Source organism: Cupriavidus sp. H39 (assembly GCF_050271075.1).
Classification (GTDB): domain Bacteria; phylum Pseudomonadota; class Gammaproteobacteria; order Burkholderiales; family Burkholderiaceae; genus Cupriavidus; species Cupriavidus necator_B.
In genome coordinates, this window is sequence record NZ_CP189846.1 from 1,574,250 (window position 1) to 1,588,495 (window position 14,246).

Consider the following 14,246-nt stretch of genomic DNA (forward strand, 5'->3'; position numbering starts at 1 on the left):
CGCCGTCAGGCGCCGTCGGTAAAGCTGTCGCGCGGGGCGTTGGGGTTGTGGGCACCGTCGGCAAATGGGTCGCGCGCACCGGTCGCGGTGTGTGCGCCATCGGTAAAGCTGCTGCGGGTGCCGGTCGCGGTGTTGGCGCCATCGGTAAAGGCGCTGCGCGGGCTGGTGACGCTGCGCGCGCCATCGCTGAACGGATCGACGCTGCGTGGCGCGGCTTGCGCGGCGCCGGCAACGCCGGCAATAAGGGCGGTGGCGACAAAGACTTGCCTGAGTGCATGCATGGATCGCTTCTCCGTAAGGTTGCCGGCCCGGTATGGGCGGCGGTGTGGCTAGTCTAGGTGGCGGCCGCCCACGCGAGCATGACCGCCACATGACAATGCCGTCATCCCGCGCGCTGCCGCGGACCCCACCTGCACGCCAGAGCAGCTGCCGCCCGGCAAAGGCTGTAGAATCATGGCTGTCCGACCGGCCTGTGGTTCCATCGCCGGTTTTTCATTGCCCGCGGAAATGCAGCGGGCCTCTCACAAGAGTCATGTCCGAGTCTGATTCAGCCAAACTCGCTGCGGTGGCGTGGATCCGCGAGCAAATGGACCGTCATGCCCTGAGCATCGACGACCTCGTCGAGGCCGGGTGCTTCGACCACGTTCCGACGGCGTCGGCAGGCGCCGGCGAAGCCGCGCCGTCGACGGCCACCGCCGCGGCGCCGAAGGCCGCGGGCGCGCGCCCGCTGTACCGCAATGCCATGGGCCAGAGCTGGGACGGGCAGGGCGAGTATCCTGACTGGCTGCAGCGGGCGGTCAACGCCGGGCAGTCGATCGAATTCTTCCGCGTCAATTAAGTCCGGCCTGAGCCTCGCGCTCAGCAGTGCGTGGGCAGCAGCGGCAAGACGGGCAGCATGGGCAGGATGCCGTTGAATGCCGCCGGCGTGGCCATGGGGGCCACCCGCGCGCGGTGCACGAACACCTCGGCGGGCAGCTCGCGCAGCACGTTCGAAGCCGCGGCGGGCTGCAAGGCGGTGTCCGGGGCGGTGTCCTGCGCAGCATCCGGCTCGCCCGACTGCAACGGCGCGCCGCCGCCGGCCGGCTCGGCCATCACGCGGACCGCGCTGCCGCCGCAACCCGCGTCGGCGGCGCCGTCCAGCGACGCTTCCGCTGCCAGCTTGGCCACGACATGCCGATCCGGCAGCGACAGGCCAGCCGCCTGCACGGCGCCGCACGTCGCGGTCCCCGCCACCGCGGCGCCCGCAGCGGGCAGCGCAAGCAGGACAAGAGACAGCAACAAGGGGCTAGACAGGCGTTTCATCGCAGGGAAACCGGCAGAAGGGGAGACGACGTGCGCGGGCCAGTCGCGCACGGGAGATGAGCGCGCATTCTACCGGTGTTTTGCGCGGCCATGCCGTGGCAAGGCGTTGGCATGGCGATGACATTTCTGCAATCTTTACCCATTTGCCGCCATCCTCGGCTAGCGTTACGCCATGGCGGCACTGGGCCGCCGGAAAGTGATGGAATCATGCGTATCCTGATTGTCGAGGACGAACCCAAGGCGGGCGACTACCTGCACAAGGGGCTGACCGAATCCGGCTTCGTGGTGGACCTGGCGCGCGACGGCGCCGACGGCCTGGCCCACGCGCGCGAGCATCCCTATGACCTGATCGTGCTGGATGTGATGCTGCCCGGCCTCGACGGCTGGGAGGTGCTGCGCGAGCTGCGCCGCGAGCGCGACACGCCGGTGCTGTTCCTGACCGCGCGCGACGAGCTGTCGGACCGCCTCAAGGGCCTGGAGCTCGGCGCCGACGACTATATGGTCAAGCCCTTTGCCTTCGCCGAACTGGTGCTGCGCATCCGCACCATCCTGCGCCGCGGACCGCTGCGTGAGAGCGAGTTCATCGAGGTGGCCGACCTGCAGATCGACGCCATCCGCCGCCGCGTGGTGCGCGCCGGCCAGAAGATCGACCTGACCTCCAAGGAATTCGCGCTGCTGTACCTGCTCGCGCGCCGGCGCGGCGAAGTGCTGTCGCGCTCGCTGATCGCCTCGCAGGTATGGGATGTCAATTTCGACAGCAACACCAATGTGGTCGACGTATCGATCCGGCGCCTGCGCGCCAAGGTCGACGACCCGTTCCCGCGCAAGCTGATCCATACGCGCCGCGGCATGGGCTATGTGCTGGACGATGGCGACGACCGGGTCCACGACGCATGATGCGGCTGCCGTCTTCGCTCACCACGCGGCTGGCGCTGGCCTACGGGCTGGCCACGGCGGCGATCCTCGCCAGCGTGGCGGCGTACCTGTCGGGCGCGCTGTCGGCCCAGCTGGAAGGACGCGATGAAAGCGAGCTGGTGGGCGAGGTGCTGCTGGTGCGCCACCTGCTGCGCGAGGTGCGCAGCGAAGCCGAGATCCGCGCCGATACCCATCGCTTTGCCGATATCGCGATGGGTCACGAGGGCCTGATCCTGGTGGTGCGCACGCGCCAGGGCGAGCCGCTGGTCACGCTGAACCCGCGCAACGAGAGCGTGCCGCCGCTGCGCGTGTTGCCGGCTACCACGCAGCCCGAGAAAAGCATGCTGCAAACCTGGCGGCCGAAGAACGGCGTGCCGTCGCGCGGCATTGCCGCACTGGGCCAGCTGGGCGACTCGGACAAGGCCGTGGAAATCGTGGTGTTGCGCGATGCCGGCTATCGCGTGGCGCTGATCCGGGACTATCGCCACCAGCTGCTGTGGGCCACGCTGTGCGGCGCCGCGGTGGCGGCGGGACTGGGCTTTGCGCTGGCGCGGCGTGCGCTGCGGCCGCTGCGGCGCATGGCCGCCGATGCCGCCGCGGTGACCACCAGCCGCCTTGCCACGCGGCTCGACGTCGGCAGCGCGCCGGCGGAGCTGCGCGAACTGGCGGCCGCGCTCAACGACATGCTGGCGCGGCTGCAGGACAGCTTTTCGCGGCTGTCCGAATTCTCGGCCGACCTGGCCCATGACTTCCGCACGCCGATCAGCAACCTGATCGGCCAGACCCAGGTCACGCTGGCGCAAAGCCGCAAGACGGCCGAGTATGAGGCCCTGCTCGAGTCCAACCTGGAGGAGTACGAGCGCCTGGCCCGCATGATCGAGAACATGCTGTTCCTGGCGCGCGCCGACCATGCACAGGTGGCGCTGGACGTGCGCACGCTGGACGCGCGCGAAGAGCTCGACAAGATGGCCGAGTACTTCGAAGCCGTGGCGGCCGACCGCGAGGTCGCGCTCACGGTTTCCGGCTCGGCCCCGGTGCAGGCCGACCAGACCCTGCTGCGGCGCGCCGTGACCAACCTGCTGGATAACGCGCTGCGCCATGCGCCGGCGGGCAGCACGGTGCGGGTCGACGTTGCGCGCGCGCCCACGGCGGCCGACGCCGGCACCAGCATCCGCGTCAGCAACCCGGGCCCGGCGATTCCGCCGGAGACGCTGCCGCATATCTTCGGCCGCTTCTACCGTGCCGATCCGTCGCGGCGCAACTCGGCGGCGTCGACCGGGCTGGGGCTGGCCATCGTCGACACCATCATGCGGCTGCATGGCGGCAGCGTGACGGTGCGCAGCGTCGACGGACTGACCGTGTTCACGCTGAAGTTCCCGGCCGAGCCGGTGCCGATGCCGGCGGCTGCCGCCCCCGCCGCGGTGGCCTGAACCCGCCCTTGCACTGGCCCCGCGCGCGCGGATAATGGCGCGCGTGCCGGCCGCGTCCGCTCCCGGAGCGTCCGGCAGTTCCATGTCATGCAACCCGATGGACAACCAGGAGAGCAACATGCAGGTGCAACCCTATCTGGATTTCGGTGGCCGCTTCGATGAGGCGGTGGCTTTTTACGGCACGGTGCTGGGTGCCCAAGTCACGTTTGCGATGCGCTACAAGGAGGCGCCGCCGGACCAGGGCATGGCGGTGCCCGATGACTGGAAAGACAAGGTGATGCACGCCAATCTCCAGATTGGCGAAAACCAGGTGATGGCCTCCGATGGCCGTCCCGGAGAGCGCCCCGCTTTCAGCGGCTTCAGCCTGTCGGTGGGCGGGGTCAGCCGCGACGAAGGCCGGCGCATCTTCGAGGGCCTGAGCGAGGGGGGCCAGGTGGTGGTGCCGTACCAGAAGACCTTCTGGGCCGAAGGCTTCGGCATGCTGGTGGATCGCTTCGGCATGTCATGGATGGTCAACTGCGAGCACTAGCGGCGCGCGACGGCGCGGGCGGCATCGCGGCCGCCCGCGCCGCTTGACTCTGTAGCCGCTACAGGGTCTTCAATGTCATCAGGTCAAACCAGCGGGAACAACAAGACATGGCTCGCACGTCACCTGAAGACGCTCTTCCACACGATCACACAGCCCGGCACGGCGCGCCGCATGGCGCCTGCCATGCGCATGAGCACGATCGCCACGGCCACGCCCATACACCCCAGGCTGCGCCCGCGCATGCCGGCGAGCCGCCGGCACCGGCCGCGTGTTGCGGCAGCGGGTGCGCGGCCCCCGTCGCGCTGACGCCGCCGGCACCGGTCGAGGTCCCGGCCGGCGCCAGCACCGCCGCCTGGCGCATCGACGCCATGGATTGCCCCACCGAGGAAATGCTGATCCGCAACAAGCTGGGCGGCATGGCTGGCATCGCCGCGCTGGAATTCAACCTGATCCAGCGCGTGCTGACGGTGCACCACACGCTGGCGTCAACGGAGCCGGTGGCCAGCGCGATCGAAAGCCTCGGCATGCGGCCGGTGCCGCTCAGCGCCGACGCCGCGCACCAGGTCTGGCCCGAAACCGCCGCGCGCAAGCCGTGGTGGCCGCTGGCGCTGGCCGGTGTGGCCGCGCTGGGAGCCGAGGCGACGGAATGGCTGGGCCTGGGGCTGCCGTGGCTGCCGGCGGTGCTGGCGCTGGCCGCGGTGGCGCTGGGCGGGCTGACTACCTACCACAAGGGCTGGATCGCCCTGCGCAACGGCAACCTGAACATCAACGCGCTGATGAGCATTGCCGTGACCGGCGCGCTGCTGCTGCGCCAGTGGCCGGAAGCGGCCATGGTCATGGTGCTGTTCGCGTTGGCCGAGCGCATCGAGGCGGCGTCGCTGGACCGGGCCCGCAATGCCATCCGCGGCCTGATGGCGATGGCGCCGGAGCAGGCCACGGTGCGGCGCGCCGATGGCAGCTGGGAGACCGTGCCGGCCGCCGGCGTGGCCGTCGGCACGCAGGTGCGCCTGCGCCCGGGCGAGCGCGTGGCGCTCGACGGCAAGGTCGTGCGCGGCCAGTCGGCGCTGGACCAGGCGCCCATCACCGGCGAAAGCGTGCCGGTCGACAAGGCCGAAGGCGATGCGCTCTACGCGGGCTCGATCAACCAGTCCGGCGAGCTGGAGTACATCGTGACTGCGCCCGCCAGCGACTCGACCCTCGCGCGCATCATCCACGCCGTGGAGGCCGCGCAGGGCAGCCGCGCGCCCACCCAGCGCTTTGTCGACCAGTTCGCGCGCATCTACACGCCCACGGTGTTCGCGATCGCGCTGGCGGTCGCGGTGGTGCCGCCGCTGGTGGCCGGCGGCGGCTGGGTCGACTGGATCTACAAGGCGCTGGTGCTGCTGGTGATCGCCTGCCCATGCGCGCTGGTAATCTCCACCCCGGTCACCATCGTCAGCGGGCTGGCCGCGGCCGCGCGGCGCGGCATCCTGGTCAAGGGCGGGGTCTACCTGGAACAGGGCCGCGAGCTCGCCTGGGTGGCGCTGGACAAGACCGGCACCATCACGCACGGCAAGCCCGCGCAGACTGACCATGCGCTGCTTGCCGACGATGCGCCGCACGCGCGCGCCATTGCCGCCAGCCTGGCGGCGCGCTCCGACCATCCGGTCTCGCGCGCGGTGGCCACGGCGGCGCGGGCCGACGGCATCGCCACGCTGCCGGCGGAGGCGTTCGAGGCGCTGGCGGGGCGCGGCACGCGCGGCACGGTGCAGGGCGTGGAATACCGGCTCGGCAACCACCGGCTGGTGCATGAGATGGGCGCGTGCTCGCCGGCGCTGGAGGCGCGGCTGGAAGCGCTGGAGCGCGAGGGCAAGACCGTGGTGCTGCTGGCGCGGGTAACTGGCCAGGGCGCGGCCACGGCGCTGGCGCTGTTCGCGGTGGCCGACACGGTGCGCGACACCAGCCGCCAGGCGATTGCGGAACTGCATGCGCTGGGCGTCAAGACGCTGATGCTGTCCGGCGATAACCCGCATACGGCACAGGCGATCGCGGCGCAGGTCGGCATCGACGAAGCGCGCGGCAATCAGCTGCCGCAGGACAAGGCCGATGCCATCGCCGCGCTGGCCGCCGCAGCCCATGCGCGCGGCGGCCGCATCGGCATGGTGGGCGACGGCATCAACGACGCCCCGGCGCTGGCCCGTGCCGATGTTGGCTTCGCCATGGGCGCGGCGGGCACCGACACCGCCATCGAAACCGCCGACGTGGCGCTGATGGACGACGACTTGCGCAAGATCCCGGCCTTCGTGCGGCTGTCGCGCCGCACCGCCATCATCCTTAGGCAGAACATTGCGCTGGCGCTGGGCATCAAGGCCGTGTTCCTGGTGCTGACGGTGCTGGGGATGGGGACGATGTGGATGGCAGTGTTCGCCGATATGGGGGCGAGCCTGCTGGTGGTGTTCAATGGGTTGAGGGTGGGGGCGCGGCGCGGGGCTTGATTACCGCTTTCGGTCTGCTCGCCTCTCCCGCGAGCGGGAGCGGCGAGCCTGGTTGATACGGCGTTGGCCTGCGGTTCAGCGCAATGCCATGTCGGGCTGCACAATCAATTCCCCGCTTCTTCCCGGAATCTCGCCCCACGTCACCGGCAGTTCCGGCAGCGTCTGCCGATCCAGCCCGCGATACCACGTCGCCATCGACACCAGCTCGTGCCCCTGGGCACGCCAGCCTGCCAGCAGCCGTTCGAACACGGGCGCCAGCTTGCCGCCTTCCAGCTCGGCATGCAGCGTGAACACATGGTCGCGCGTGCCTTCGGTCAGCTTCAGCAGGGCCGTGTGGACGTTGTCCTCGGTCAGGCCGTCGGTGCCGATCAGTTCATCCAGCGTCGGCAGCGTGGTCGGCATCTGCACGTGCCGGCAGGGCACGCCACCGATCGTGGGGATGTACGGTGCGGTGCCGCGGCCGTCGGACGCATAGGCCATGCCCCAGATGTCGATCTGGCGGAACGCGGCCTCGTTCATCTGCCAGCCGGCCGCGCCGTGCGTGGACGGGGCCTCGCCGAAGATTTCGCGGTAGCGCGCGAAGGCGCGCTGCATCTGGTCGCGCGTCCAGGCGTCATCGCGCTCGCGCACGTTGTCCTGCCAGTAAACGTGGTCCCATGTGTGGATGCCGCATTCATGTCCGGCGGCGCGCGTCGCGCGCATCTGGGCGGCGCCCTTGCGGCCGATATCCGGGCCGGGCAGCAGCACGCCGTACATCAGCGTGCGCAGGCCGTAGTTCGAGACCACCGAGGTGCGCGATACCTTCTGCAGAAAGCCGGGACGGAAGACGCGCCGCAGCGCCCAGCCGGTATGGTCAGGGCCCAGGCTGAACAGGAAGGTGGCCTGCGCCTGCGCGGCCGCCAGCATCGACAGCAGCCGGGGTACGCCTTCGCGCGTGCCGCGCAGCGTGTCGACGTCGACCTTCAGGGCAATGCGAGCCATGTTGCGGTGCGCCTCAGTCGGCCGAATCGACCAGGGTGCGGGCCTCGACCACCTTGCCCCGGTACGCCTCGAAGATGCGCCGCAGCGCCGCTTCCATGCTGATCTCCGGGCGCCAGCCCAGCTCTTCGATGGTGTTGTCGATCTTCGGCACGCGGTGCTGCACGTCCTGGTAGCCCTTGCCGTAGAAGTCGCCCGACGAGGTCTCGACAATCTGCGTATGGCGCGCTTCCTGCGCGTACTCCGGGTAGTCGGCGGCCATCTTCAGCATCATCTCGGCCAGTTCGCGCACGGAGTGGATATTGCCCGGGTTGCCGATGTTGTAGATCTTGCCGCTGGCCACGCCGCCGGGATTCTCGATGATGCGCATCAGCGCGCTGATGCCGTCGGCGATGTCGGCGAAGGCCCGCTGCTGCGCGCCGCCGTCGACCAGCTTGATCGGTTCGCCGCGCACGATGTGGCCGAGGAACTGCGTCACCACGCGCGACGAGCCTTCCTTCGATTCGAAGATCGAGTCCAGCCCCGCGCCGATCCAGTTGAAGGGGCGGAACAGCGTGTAGTTCAGGCCCTGCTCCATGCCGTAGGCGTGGATCACGCGGTCCATCAACTGCTTGGAGCAGGCGTAGATCCAGCGCGGCTTGTTGATCGGGCCGTAGACCAGCGGCGAGGCCTCGGGATCGAACTCTTCATCGCTGCACATGCCGTAGACCTCGGAGGTCGACGGGAACACCAGGTGCTTGCCGTACTTGACCGCGGCGCGCACGATCGGCAGGTTGGCCTCGAAGTCCAGCTCGAACACGCGCAGCGGCTGGCGCACGTAGGTGGCGGGGGTGGCGATGGCGACCAGCGGCAGCACGACGTCGCACTTGCGGATGTTGTACTCGATCCACTCCTTGTTGATGGTGATGTCGCCCTCGAAGAAGTGCATGCGCGGGTGGTCGACCAGGTCGCCCAGGCGGTCCGACGACATGTCCATGCCGTAGACCTCCCACGGCGTGGTTTCCAGGATGCGGCGCGTCAGGTGGTGGCCGATGAAGCCGTTGACGCCAAGAATCAGGACCTTTTTCATCGGTTTTCCTCGTTGGACTGTTCGGTATGGAGATGCTGGGCAAGCGCCTGCGGCGTGACGGCCGAGCCGTCCTGCGCCAGCAGTTGCGTGATGATGACCAGGCCGCCGTCGCCGCACAGGCCGACGATATGGTCGTCGCGCACATGCAGGCCTGGCGCTGTTCCGGCGGGCAGCGCAAGCGAGGCAGCCGGCAGCGGCCGGCGCGCCTGCGCCACGATAAAGCGTTTCCCGGCGATTTCCGTGAAGGCGCCGGGATAGGGTGGCGCGACGGCCCGGATCAGGTTGTAGACCTCGGCGGCGGGGCGATTCCAGTCGATGCGGCCGTCCTCGGGCTTGCGCCCGGAGTAGTAGCTGCCTTCGGCCAGCTTGTTGGGGCGGCGCGGGGTCTGTCCGGCCATCATCGCGGGCAGGGCGCGCCACAGCGTCTGCTCGGCCGCCACGGTGACCTTCTCGAACACTTCGCCGGCCGTGTCGTCCGGCAGGATCGGCACGGCGGTCTGGTCGACGATATCGCCGGCGTCAGGCCTGGCTTCCATGGCGTGCAGCGTGGCGCCGGTCTCGGTTTCGCCATGCAGCACCGCCCAGTTCACCGGCACGCGGCCGCGGTATTTCGGCAGCAGCGAGCCGTGCATGTTGAAGGCGCCCGCGGGTGCCAGCGCCAGCACGCCTGGAGGGATCATGGCGCGGTAGTAAAACGAGAAGATGACGTCCGGACGCGCGGCGCGCACTGCCTCGGCGATGGCGGGATCGGCCGGGTCCTCGCCATAGACGAAGGGGATGCCCAGTTGCGCCGCGGTATCCGCGACGCGGCGGAACCAGATGTTCTCGTCGGGCCGGTCGCGGTGCGTGACCACCAGCGCCACGTCGACGCCGCGCGCATGCAGCACGCGCAGGCAGCGGTCGCCGACATTGTGGTAGGCAAAGACCACGGCGCGCATCATGGCTCCACGCCCGTGCGGGCCGGCGCCGTGCGTGCCGGATCGGCCTCGAGCACGGCCTTGATGCGGTAGCGCGGGCGATCGCGCACTTCCTGGTAGATGCGGCCGACATATTCGCCCAGCAGCCCGACGCCGAACAGCAGGATGCCGATCAGGAAGAAGTTCATGGCGAACAGCGTGAATACACCCTGCACTTCCGAACCCAGCACGAAGCGCCGCACCAGCAGCACCACGAACAGCACCCCGGACAGCAGCGACAGGATCGTGCCGATGGCCGAGAACCACTGCAGGGGCACGATCGAGAAGCCGGTGACCAGGTCGAAGTTCAGGCGGATCAGCTGGTACAGCGAGTACTTCGATTCGCCCGCGTGGCGCTGCTCGTGGCCGACCTCGATCTCGACCGGATTCGAGGCAAAGGTGTACGCCAGCGCCGGAATGAAGGTGTTGACCTCGCGGCACGCGTTGATGGTGTCGATCACGTTGCGGTCATAGGCGCGCAGCATGCAGCCCTGGTCCGTCATGCGGATCTTGGTGATGCGTTCGCGCAGCCGGTTCATCGCGCGCGAGGCATAGCGGCGGAACGCGGTGTCGTTGCGCTGGCGGCGGATGGTGCCGACGTAGTCGTGCCCGGCGCGCATGGTCTCCACCAGGCGCGGGATTTCCTCGGGCGGGTTCTGCAGGTCCGCGTCCAGCGTGATCACGATCTTGCCGCGAGTGTGTTCGAAACCCGCCAGGATCGCCATGTGCTGGCCGAAATTGCCATTGAACAGCACCACCCGGGTCACGTCCGGGCGCTTGTGGAACTGCGCTGCCAGCATTTGCGCCGAGCGGTCGACGCTGCCATCGTTGATGAAGATGATCTCGTACGATTCACCGAGGCCATCCAGCGCCGGATAGAGGCGGTCGAACAGGGCTTGCAGCCCGTCTTCTTCGTTGTAGACCGGAATGACGACCGAGACTTCGACCGGGCTCATTGGGAAAGACGTTTGCATGTTTCGCTGAGGGTTGCGCAGACCCGCTCCACGTCGGCGGCTTGCATCGCCGGGAACAGCGGCAGTGTGACAATGCCGCGCCCGATGCGTTCGGCGTGCGGCAGCATGCCTTCGCGCCAGCCGAGTGAGCGGTAGTAAGTGAAAAGATGGACCGGCGGATAGTGCACGCCGGTGCCGATGCCGCGCTCGCGCATGGCTTCCATGACCTGCTGCCGCGCCTGCGCCGCGCCGCCTTGCAGCCGGTCGGTGGGCAGCACCACCTGGAACATGTGCCAGTTGGTGGTGGCGGCCAGAGGATCCAGCGGCTGCGGCAGTTCGATGCCCAGGGCTTCCAGGCCGCTGTCGGCAGCGCAGCGGAAGTAGGTGTCGGCCAGTTCGGCGCGGCGCGCGGTGATGGCGTCAAGCCGTTCCAGTTGTGCCAGGCCGACCGCGGCGTTGACGTCGGTCAGGTTGAACTTGCCGCCGGGCTCTTCGACATCCATGCCGTCCATGCCGGTGCGGATCACGCCCTGCAGCCGCAGGCGCTCGGCGCGCACCGCTTCCTCGGGCGTGTTCATCACCAGGCAGCCGCCTTCGATGGTGGTGATGTTCTTGTTGGCCTGGAAGCTGAAGCTGACCAGGTCGCCGAAGGCGCCGATGCGCTGGCCGCGCCAGCGCGAGTCGATCGCCTGGGCCGCGTCTTCGATCACGCGCAGCCCATGCCTGGCGGCGATCGCGAACAGGCGCTCCATGTCGACCGGCAGGCCCGACAGGTAGACCGGCATGATGGCGCGTGTGCGCGGCGTGATCGCGGCCTCGACGGCGTCGAGGTCCAGGTTGCGCGTGCGCGGGTCGATGTCGACGAACACCGGCTTCGCCCCGACGGCCACCACCACGTTGGCGGTGGCGACCCACGTGATCGGCGTGGTGATGACTTCATCGCCGGGGCCGATGCCGGCGATGCGCAGCGCGATCTCCATGGTTGCGGAGCCGTTGGCGAAGGTGCGCACCGGGCGCCCGCCGAACAGCGCCGACAGCGCGGCTTCGAAGGCCTGCATCTTGGGACCGGAGGTGATCCAGCCGGAGGCCAGCACCTTGCCGACTTCGGCAATGGTGGCGGCGTCGATATCGGGCCGGACAAAAGGCAGGAATGCGGGAGCGGATGCGGTCATGGCAAGGCGAAGGGGGCAGCGGTGGTCAGGCCTGGCAAAGGCACGGGCACCTTCAGGAGCGGGCGATCAGGAAGACGCCCGCCAGTATCAGCAGGATGCCAGCCACGCGCAAGGGGCCGATGATCTCGCCGAACAGCCACCAGGCCGCCAGCGCGTTGACCACATAGCCCAGCGACAGCATCGGATAGGCGATCGACACATCGACGCGCGACAGGCCCACGATCCAGACGCCCACGCTGACCACGTACAGCGTGAGCCCCGCCAGCACCGGCCATTGCGTCAGGACGCGCAGCGCCGTGAGCAGCAGCGTGCCGCGATCGAGGGTGATGGCGCCGATGGCGTTGACGCCGGCCTTGAGCAGCAGTTGCGCGGCCGCATTGAGCAGCACGCCGGTCAGGATGAAAGCGAAAGTGGAAAGCGTCATGGCACTGCGGTTGGCGGATTACGGTGCTTGCGTCGGGACGGGCTGGCCCGGCAGGGCGAAATTGGCGACCGCCACGCGCCGGCGGTCAGCGGCGATCTGGTGCATCGGCACGCCGCGCGCGGCCAGCGCGGCGTAGGTCTGCGGCGCCATGATGGCCACCGCGCGCTGGCCGTCCCGCCAGCGCGCTATGAACTGGTCGACGGTCGGGATCCACTTCTGCGGTTCCTGGTTGACGCCGAAATCGAGCTCGTCCGGATGCTCGACGAGGATGGTGGTTCGCCGCAGGTAAAACGGCAGCGTGTGGTCCAGCAGCCGCACGCTGTACAGCGGCATGTCCGGCGTCAGCACGGCCTGGATCGCGGGCACCAGGTCCGCGCCGGAACTCGGCCGGCCCATGGCCTCGTGGGCACGCAGCGCCACCGTGGCGCACACAAACATTGCCAGCGCATAGGCCACCACGCTTGGGAATACCCCGCGCGTGCGCAGCAGGCGGCGTGCCAGCAGCGCGCCGCCCAGCATCACGGCAAAGGCGACGGCAAGCCATTCGGCAAATTCACGATACACCGCATTGGGCGTGCCTGGCTTGTCCATCATGCCGACGAAGGGACTCGCGACCAGCCCGATCACGCCGAGCGCGATCATGGCATTGACCTGCCAGCGCCACGCGCGTTCCGTGGTGGTGTCCAGCGCCACGCCGGCCAGCAGCGCCAGCGCCGGGAAGACCGGCACGATGTAGCCCGGCAGCTTGGAGCCGGACAGGCTGAAGAAGACAAAGATCGCCACGCCCCACAGCCCGGCCAGCAATGCCGGCTGGAACGGTCGCGGCGCGTTGCCGCGCGCCACCCCGGCGTGCTCGCGCACCGCCTGCCACATCTGCGGCGCCAGGCCCAGCCACGGCAGGAAGCCGCCCAGCAGCAACGGCACGAAGTACCAGACCGAGCCCTCGCGGTGGTGCACGTTGGAGGTGTAGCGCTGCCAGTGCTCGTGGATAAAGAAGAAGCGCAGGAACTCCGGATTGCGTTCGGAAATCAGCCAGAACCACGGCACCGTGACGGCCAGCAGCACGGCAATGCCGGCCAGCAGATGCAGGCGGCTCCACAGCTTCCAGTCGCGCGTCGCCAGCGTGTAGGCCACCAGCACCAGCCCGGGCAAGGCCAGCCCGACCAGCCCCTTGACCAGCACCGCCACCCCCATGGCAGCCCAGCAGGCCAGCATCCAGTTGCGCCGCGCGGCCGGCGTGGCCTCGGGATGCTGGGCCAGCAGCATGCAGGCGAGCACGCAGGCCATGGCCCCGGAAAGCGTCATGTCGAGCGAATTGAAGTGCCCGGCGACATTCCACATCGGCGCCGAGACCAGCACCAGCCCGGTCAGCATCGCCACGCGGCAGCCGTACCAGCGCGCCGCGGCCAGCATCGAGACGCCGATGCCCAGCATGCCGGACAACGCCACGCACAGGCGGGCCTGCCAGTCGCCAACGCCAAAGAGGGTATACGCCAGCGCCGTCACCCACAGGTGGAAGGGCGGCTTCTCGAAGTACTTGAGTTCGTGGTAGCGGATCGTGACCCAGTCGCCGGTGGCGACCATCTCGCGGGCAATCTCGGCGTAGCGGCCTTCATCGGAGCGCAGCAGGTGGCGCATGTCCAGGGTACCGAACCAGACCAGCAGGATCAGCAGGCTGACCAGCATGACGGCGCTTGCGGTGGCTCCGACGAACGGCGCGGCAACCCGCGGGGTCGATGAACTACGCATGGATCTCCTGGAAAAGCGCGGCGGGCCAGGTCTCGGGCGGCGCGGGTGGCGGGCAAGCCATCACAACGCAGAGCCGGGGCTGGCGGTGGACACCGGACGGGAATGTCGACGCCCGGCGCGCCGCAGCGAGCCCGTGATACCGCCAGGCGCCTGGGACGCCACAACCGCGGGAATACGCAAGGCGGAATACGCAAGGCGCGCAATGGTAGCACGCCAGGCCAAGTGACTCGAAGTGGTTACGGGTGCGCGTGCAGCGACAGACCCAGGCGCATGAGCTGTATAGGGCACATGCAGC

At 69.0% G+C, this 14,246-nt stretch carries 14 protein-coding genes; 5 read left to right on the forward strand and 9 right to left on the reverse strand.

The window, feature by feature from the left end:
• Positions 1-5: 5 nt before the first annotated feature.
• Positions 6-281 (reverse strand): hydroxyquinol 1,2-dioxygenase, encoded by a 276-nt coding sequence (locus tag ACOCMH_RS07555; RefSeq protein ID WP_171513676.1) that lies wholly within the window; start codon positions 279-281, stop codon positions 6-8.
• Positions 282-532: 251 nt separating this feature from the next.
• On the opposite strand from ACOCMH_RS07555, the gene ACOCMH_RS07560 reads away from it, so the two are divergent.
• Positions 533-838 carry an H-NS family nucleoid-associated regulatory protein gene (locus ACOCMH_RS07560; RefSeq protein ID WP_427306282.1) on the forward strand — a complete coding sequence of 102 codons (306 nt, stop codon included), beginning with the start codon at positions 533-535 and terminating at the stop codon, positions 836-838.
• A 20-nt stretch (positions 839-858) separates the two neighbouring features.
• Here ACOCMH_RS07560 and ACOCMH_RS07565 read toward each other — a convergent pair whose 3' ends face one another.
• Positions 859-1,302 carry a hypothetical protein gene (locus ACOCMH_RS07565; protein WP_427306283.1) on the reverse strand — a complete coding sequence of 148 codons (444 nt, stop codon included), beginning with the start codon at positions 1,300-1,302 and terminating at the stop codon, positions 859-861.
• A 207-nt stretch (positions 1,303-1,509) separates the two neighbouring features.
• Here ACOCMH_RS07565 and ACOCMH_RS07570 point away from each other — a divergent pair, with 207 nt between their 5' ends.
• The 4 genes from ACOCMH_RS07570 (at position 1,510) to ACOCMH_RS07585 (ending at position 6,650) form a co-directional block, all read left to right on the forward strand.
• Entirely contained in the window at positions 1,510-2,199 is a 690-nt protein-coding gene (locus tag ACOCMH_RS07570) for a heavy metal response regulator transcription factor (protein WP_116340733.1), read from the forward strand.
• On the forward strand, positions 2,196-3,647 hold the full coding sequence (locus tag ACOCMH_RS07575; RefSeq protein ID WP_427306284.1) for a heavy metal sensor histidine kinase: 1,452 nt from the start codon (positions 2,196-2,198) through the stop codon (positions 3,645-3,647). The genes ACOCMH_RS07570 and ACOCMH_RS07575 overlap by 4 nt, the downstream gene beginning before the upstream one ends.
• A gap of 118 nt (positions 3,648-3,765) precedes the next feature.
• A complete protein-coding gene (locus ACOCMH_RS07580; RefSeq protein ID WP_427306285.1) occupies positions 3,766-4,176 on the forward strand; it encodes a VOC family protein in 411 nt (136 codons plus the stop codon).
• Between the two features lie 107 nt (positions 4,177-4,283).
• Positions 4,284-6,650: a heavy metal translocating P-type ATPase gene (locus ACOCMH_RS07585; protein ID WP_427306287.1), complete on the forward strand. Its 2,367-nt coding sequence runs from the start codon at positions 4,284-4,286 to the stop codon at positions 6,648-6,650.
• Between the two features lie 75 nt (positions 6,651-6,725).
• Here ACOCMH_RS07585 and ACOCMH_RS07590 read toward each other — a convergent pair whose 3' ends face one another.
• Genes ACOCMH_RS07590 through ACOCMH_RS07620 form a run of 7 tightly spaced genes read right to left on the reverse strand, consistent with a single transcriptional unit; the run spans position 6,726 to position 13,951 of the window.
• Complete coding sequence (locus ACOCMH_RS07590) at positions 6,726-7,631, reverse strand: polysaccharide deacetylase family protein (protein ID WP_427306288.1); 906 nt, start codon at positions 7,629-7,631, stop codon at positions 6,726-6,728.
• 13 nt (positions 7,632-7,644) lie between these two features.
• Positions 7,645-8,697: a bifunctional UDP-4-keto-pentose/UDP-xylose synthase gene (locus ACOCMH_RS07595; RefSeq protein ID WP_427306289.1), complete on the reverse strand. Its 1,053-nt coding sequence runs from the start codon at positions 8,695-8,697 to the stop codon at positions 7,645-7,647.
• Positions 8,694-9,635: a formyltransferase gene (locus tag ACOCMH_RS07600; RefSeq protein ID WP_427308398.1), complete on the reverse strand. Its 942-nt coding sequence runs from the start codon at positions 9,633-9,635 to the stop codon at positions 8,694-8,696. Before ACOCMH_RS07600 ends, ACOCMH_RS07595 begins: the two co-directional genes overlap by 4 nt.
• Positions 9,635-10,627: a glycosyltransferase gene (locus ACOCMH_RS07605; protein WP_427306290.1), complete on the reverse strand. Its 993-nt coding sequence runs from the start codon at positions 10,625-10,627 to the stop codon at positions 9,635-9,637. Before ACOCMH_RS07605 ends, ACOCMH_RS07600 begins: the two co-directional genes overlap by 1 nt.
• Positions 10,606-11,778: a DegT/DnrJ/EryC1/StrS family aminotransferase gene (locus ACOCMH_RS07610; protein WP_427306291.1), complete on the reverse strand. Its 1,173-nt coding sequence runs from the start codon at positions 11,776-11,778 to the stop codon at positions 10,606-10,608. Before ACOCMH_RS07610 ends, ACOCMH_RS07605 begins: the two co-directional genes overlap by 22 nt.
• 52 nt (positions 11,779-11,830) lie before the next feature.
• A complete protein-coding gene (locus tag ACOCMH_RS07615) occupies positions 11,831-12,202 on the reverse strand; it encodes an EamA family transporter (protein ID WP_171513666.1) in 372 nt (123 codons plus the stop codon).
• 18 nt (positions 12,203-12,220) lie between these two features.
• On the reverse strand, positions 12,221-13,951 hold the full coding sequence (locus ACOCMH_RS07620; RefSeq protein ID WP_427306292.1) for a glycosyltransferase family 39 protein: 1,731 nt from the start codon (positions 13,949-13,951) through the stop codon (positions 12,221-12,223).
• Positions 13,952-14,246 lie beyond the last annotated feature (295 nt).

Bases quoted from the DNA above. Each gene is read 5' to 3' on its own strand.
- ACOCMH_RS07555 (WP_171513676.1), bottom strand. From the start codon at position 281: ATGCATGCACTCAGGCAAGTCTTTGTCGCCACCGCCCTTATTGCCGGC.
- ACOCMH_RS07560 (WP_427306282.1), top strand. From the start codon at position 533: ATGTCCGAGTCTGATTCAGCCAAACTCGCTGCGGTGGCGTGGATCCGC.
- ACOCMH_RS07565 (WP_427306283.1), bottom strand. From the start codon at position 1,302: ATGAAACGCCTGTCTAGCCCCTTGTTGCTGTCTCTTGTCCTGCTTGCG.
- ACOCMH_RS07570 (WP_116340733.1), top strand. From the start codon at position 1,510: ATGCGTATCCTGATTGTCGAGGACGAACCCAAGGCGGGCGACTACCTG.
- ACOCMH_RS07575 (WP_427306284.1), top strand. From the start codon at position 2,196: ATGATGCGGCTGCCGTCTTCGCTCACCACGCGGCTGGCGCTGGCCTAC.
- ACOCMH_RS07580 (WP_427306285.1), top strand. From the start codon at position 3,766: ATGCAGGTGCAACCCTATCTGGATTTCGGTGGCCGCTTCGATGAGGCG.
- ACOCMH_RS07585 (WP_427306287.1), top strand. From the start codon at position 4,284: ATGGCTCGCACGTCACCTGAAGACGCTCTTCCACACGATCACACAGCC.
- ACOCMH_RS07590 (WP_427306288.1), bottom strand. From the start codon at position 7,631: ATGGCTCGCATTGCCCTGAAGGTCGACGTCGACACGCTGCGCGGCACG.
- ACOCMH_RS07595 (WP_427306289.1), bottom strand. From the start codon at position 8,697: ATGAAAAAGGTCCTGATTCTTGGCGTCAACGGCTTCATCGGCCACCAC.
- ACOCMH_RS07600 (WP_427308398.1), bottom strand. From the start codon at position 9,635: ATGCGCGCCGTGGTCTTTGCCTACCACAATGTCGGCGACCGCTGCCTG.
- ACOCMH_RS07605 (WP_427306290.1), bottom strand. From the start codon at position 10,627: ATGCAAACGTCTTTCCCAATGAGCCCGGTCGAAGTCTCGGTCGTCATT.
- ACOCMH_RS07610 (WP_427306291.1), bottom strand. From the start codon at position 11,778: ATGACCGCATCCGCTCCCGCATTCCTGCCTTTTGTCCGGCCCGATATC.
- ACOCMH_RS07615 (WP_171513666.1), bottom strand. From the start codon at position 12,202: ATGACGCTTTCCACTTTCGCTTTCATCCTGACCGGCGTGCTGCTCAAT.
- ACOCMH_RS07620 (WP_427306292.1), bottom strand. From the start codon at position 13,951: ATGCGTAGTTCATCGACCCCGCGGGTTGCCGCGCCGTTCGTCGGAGCC.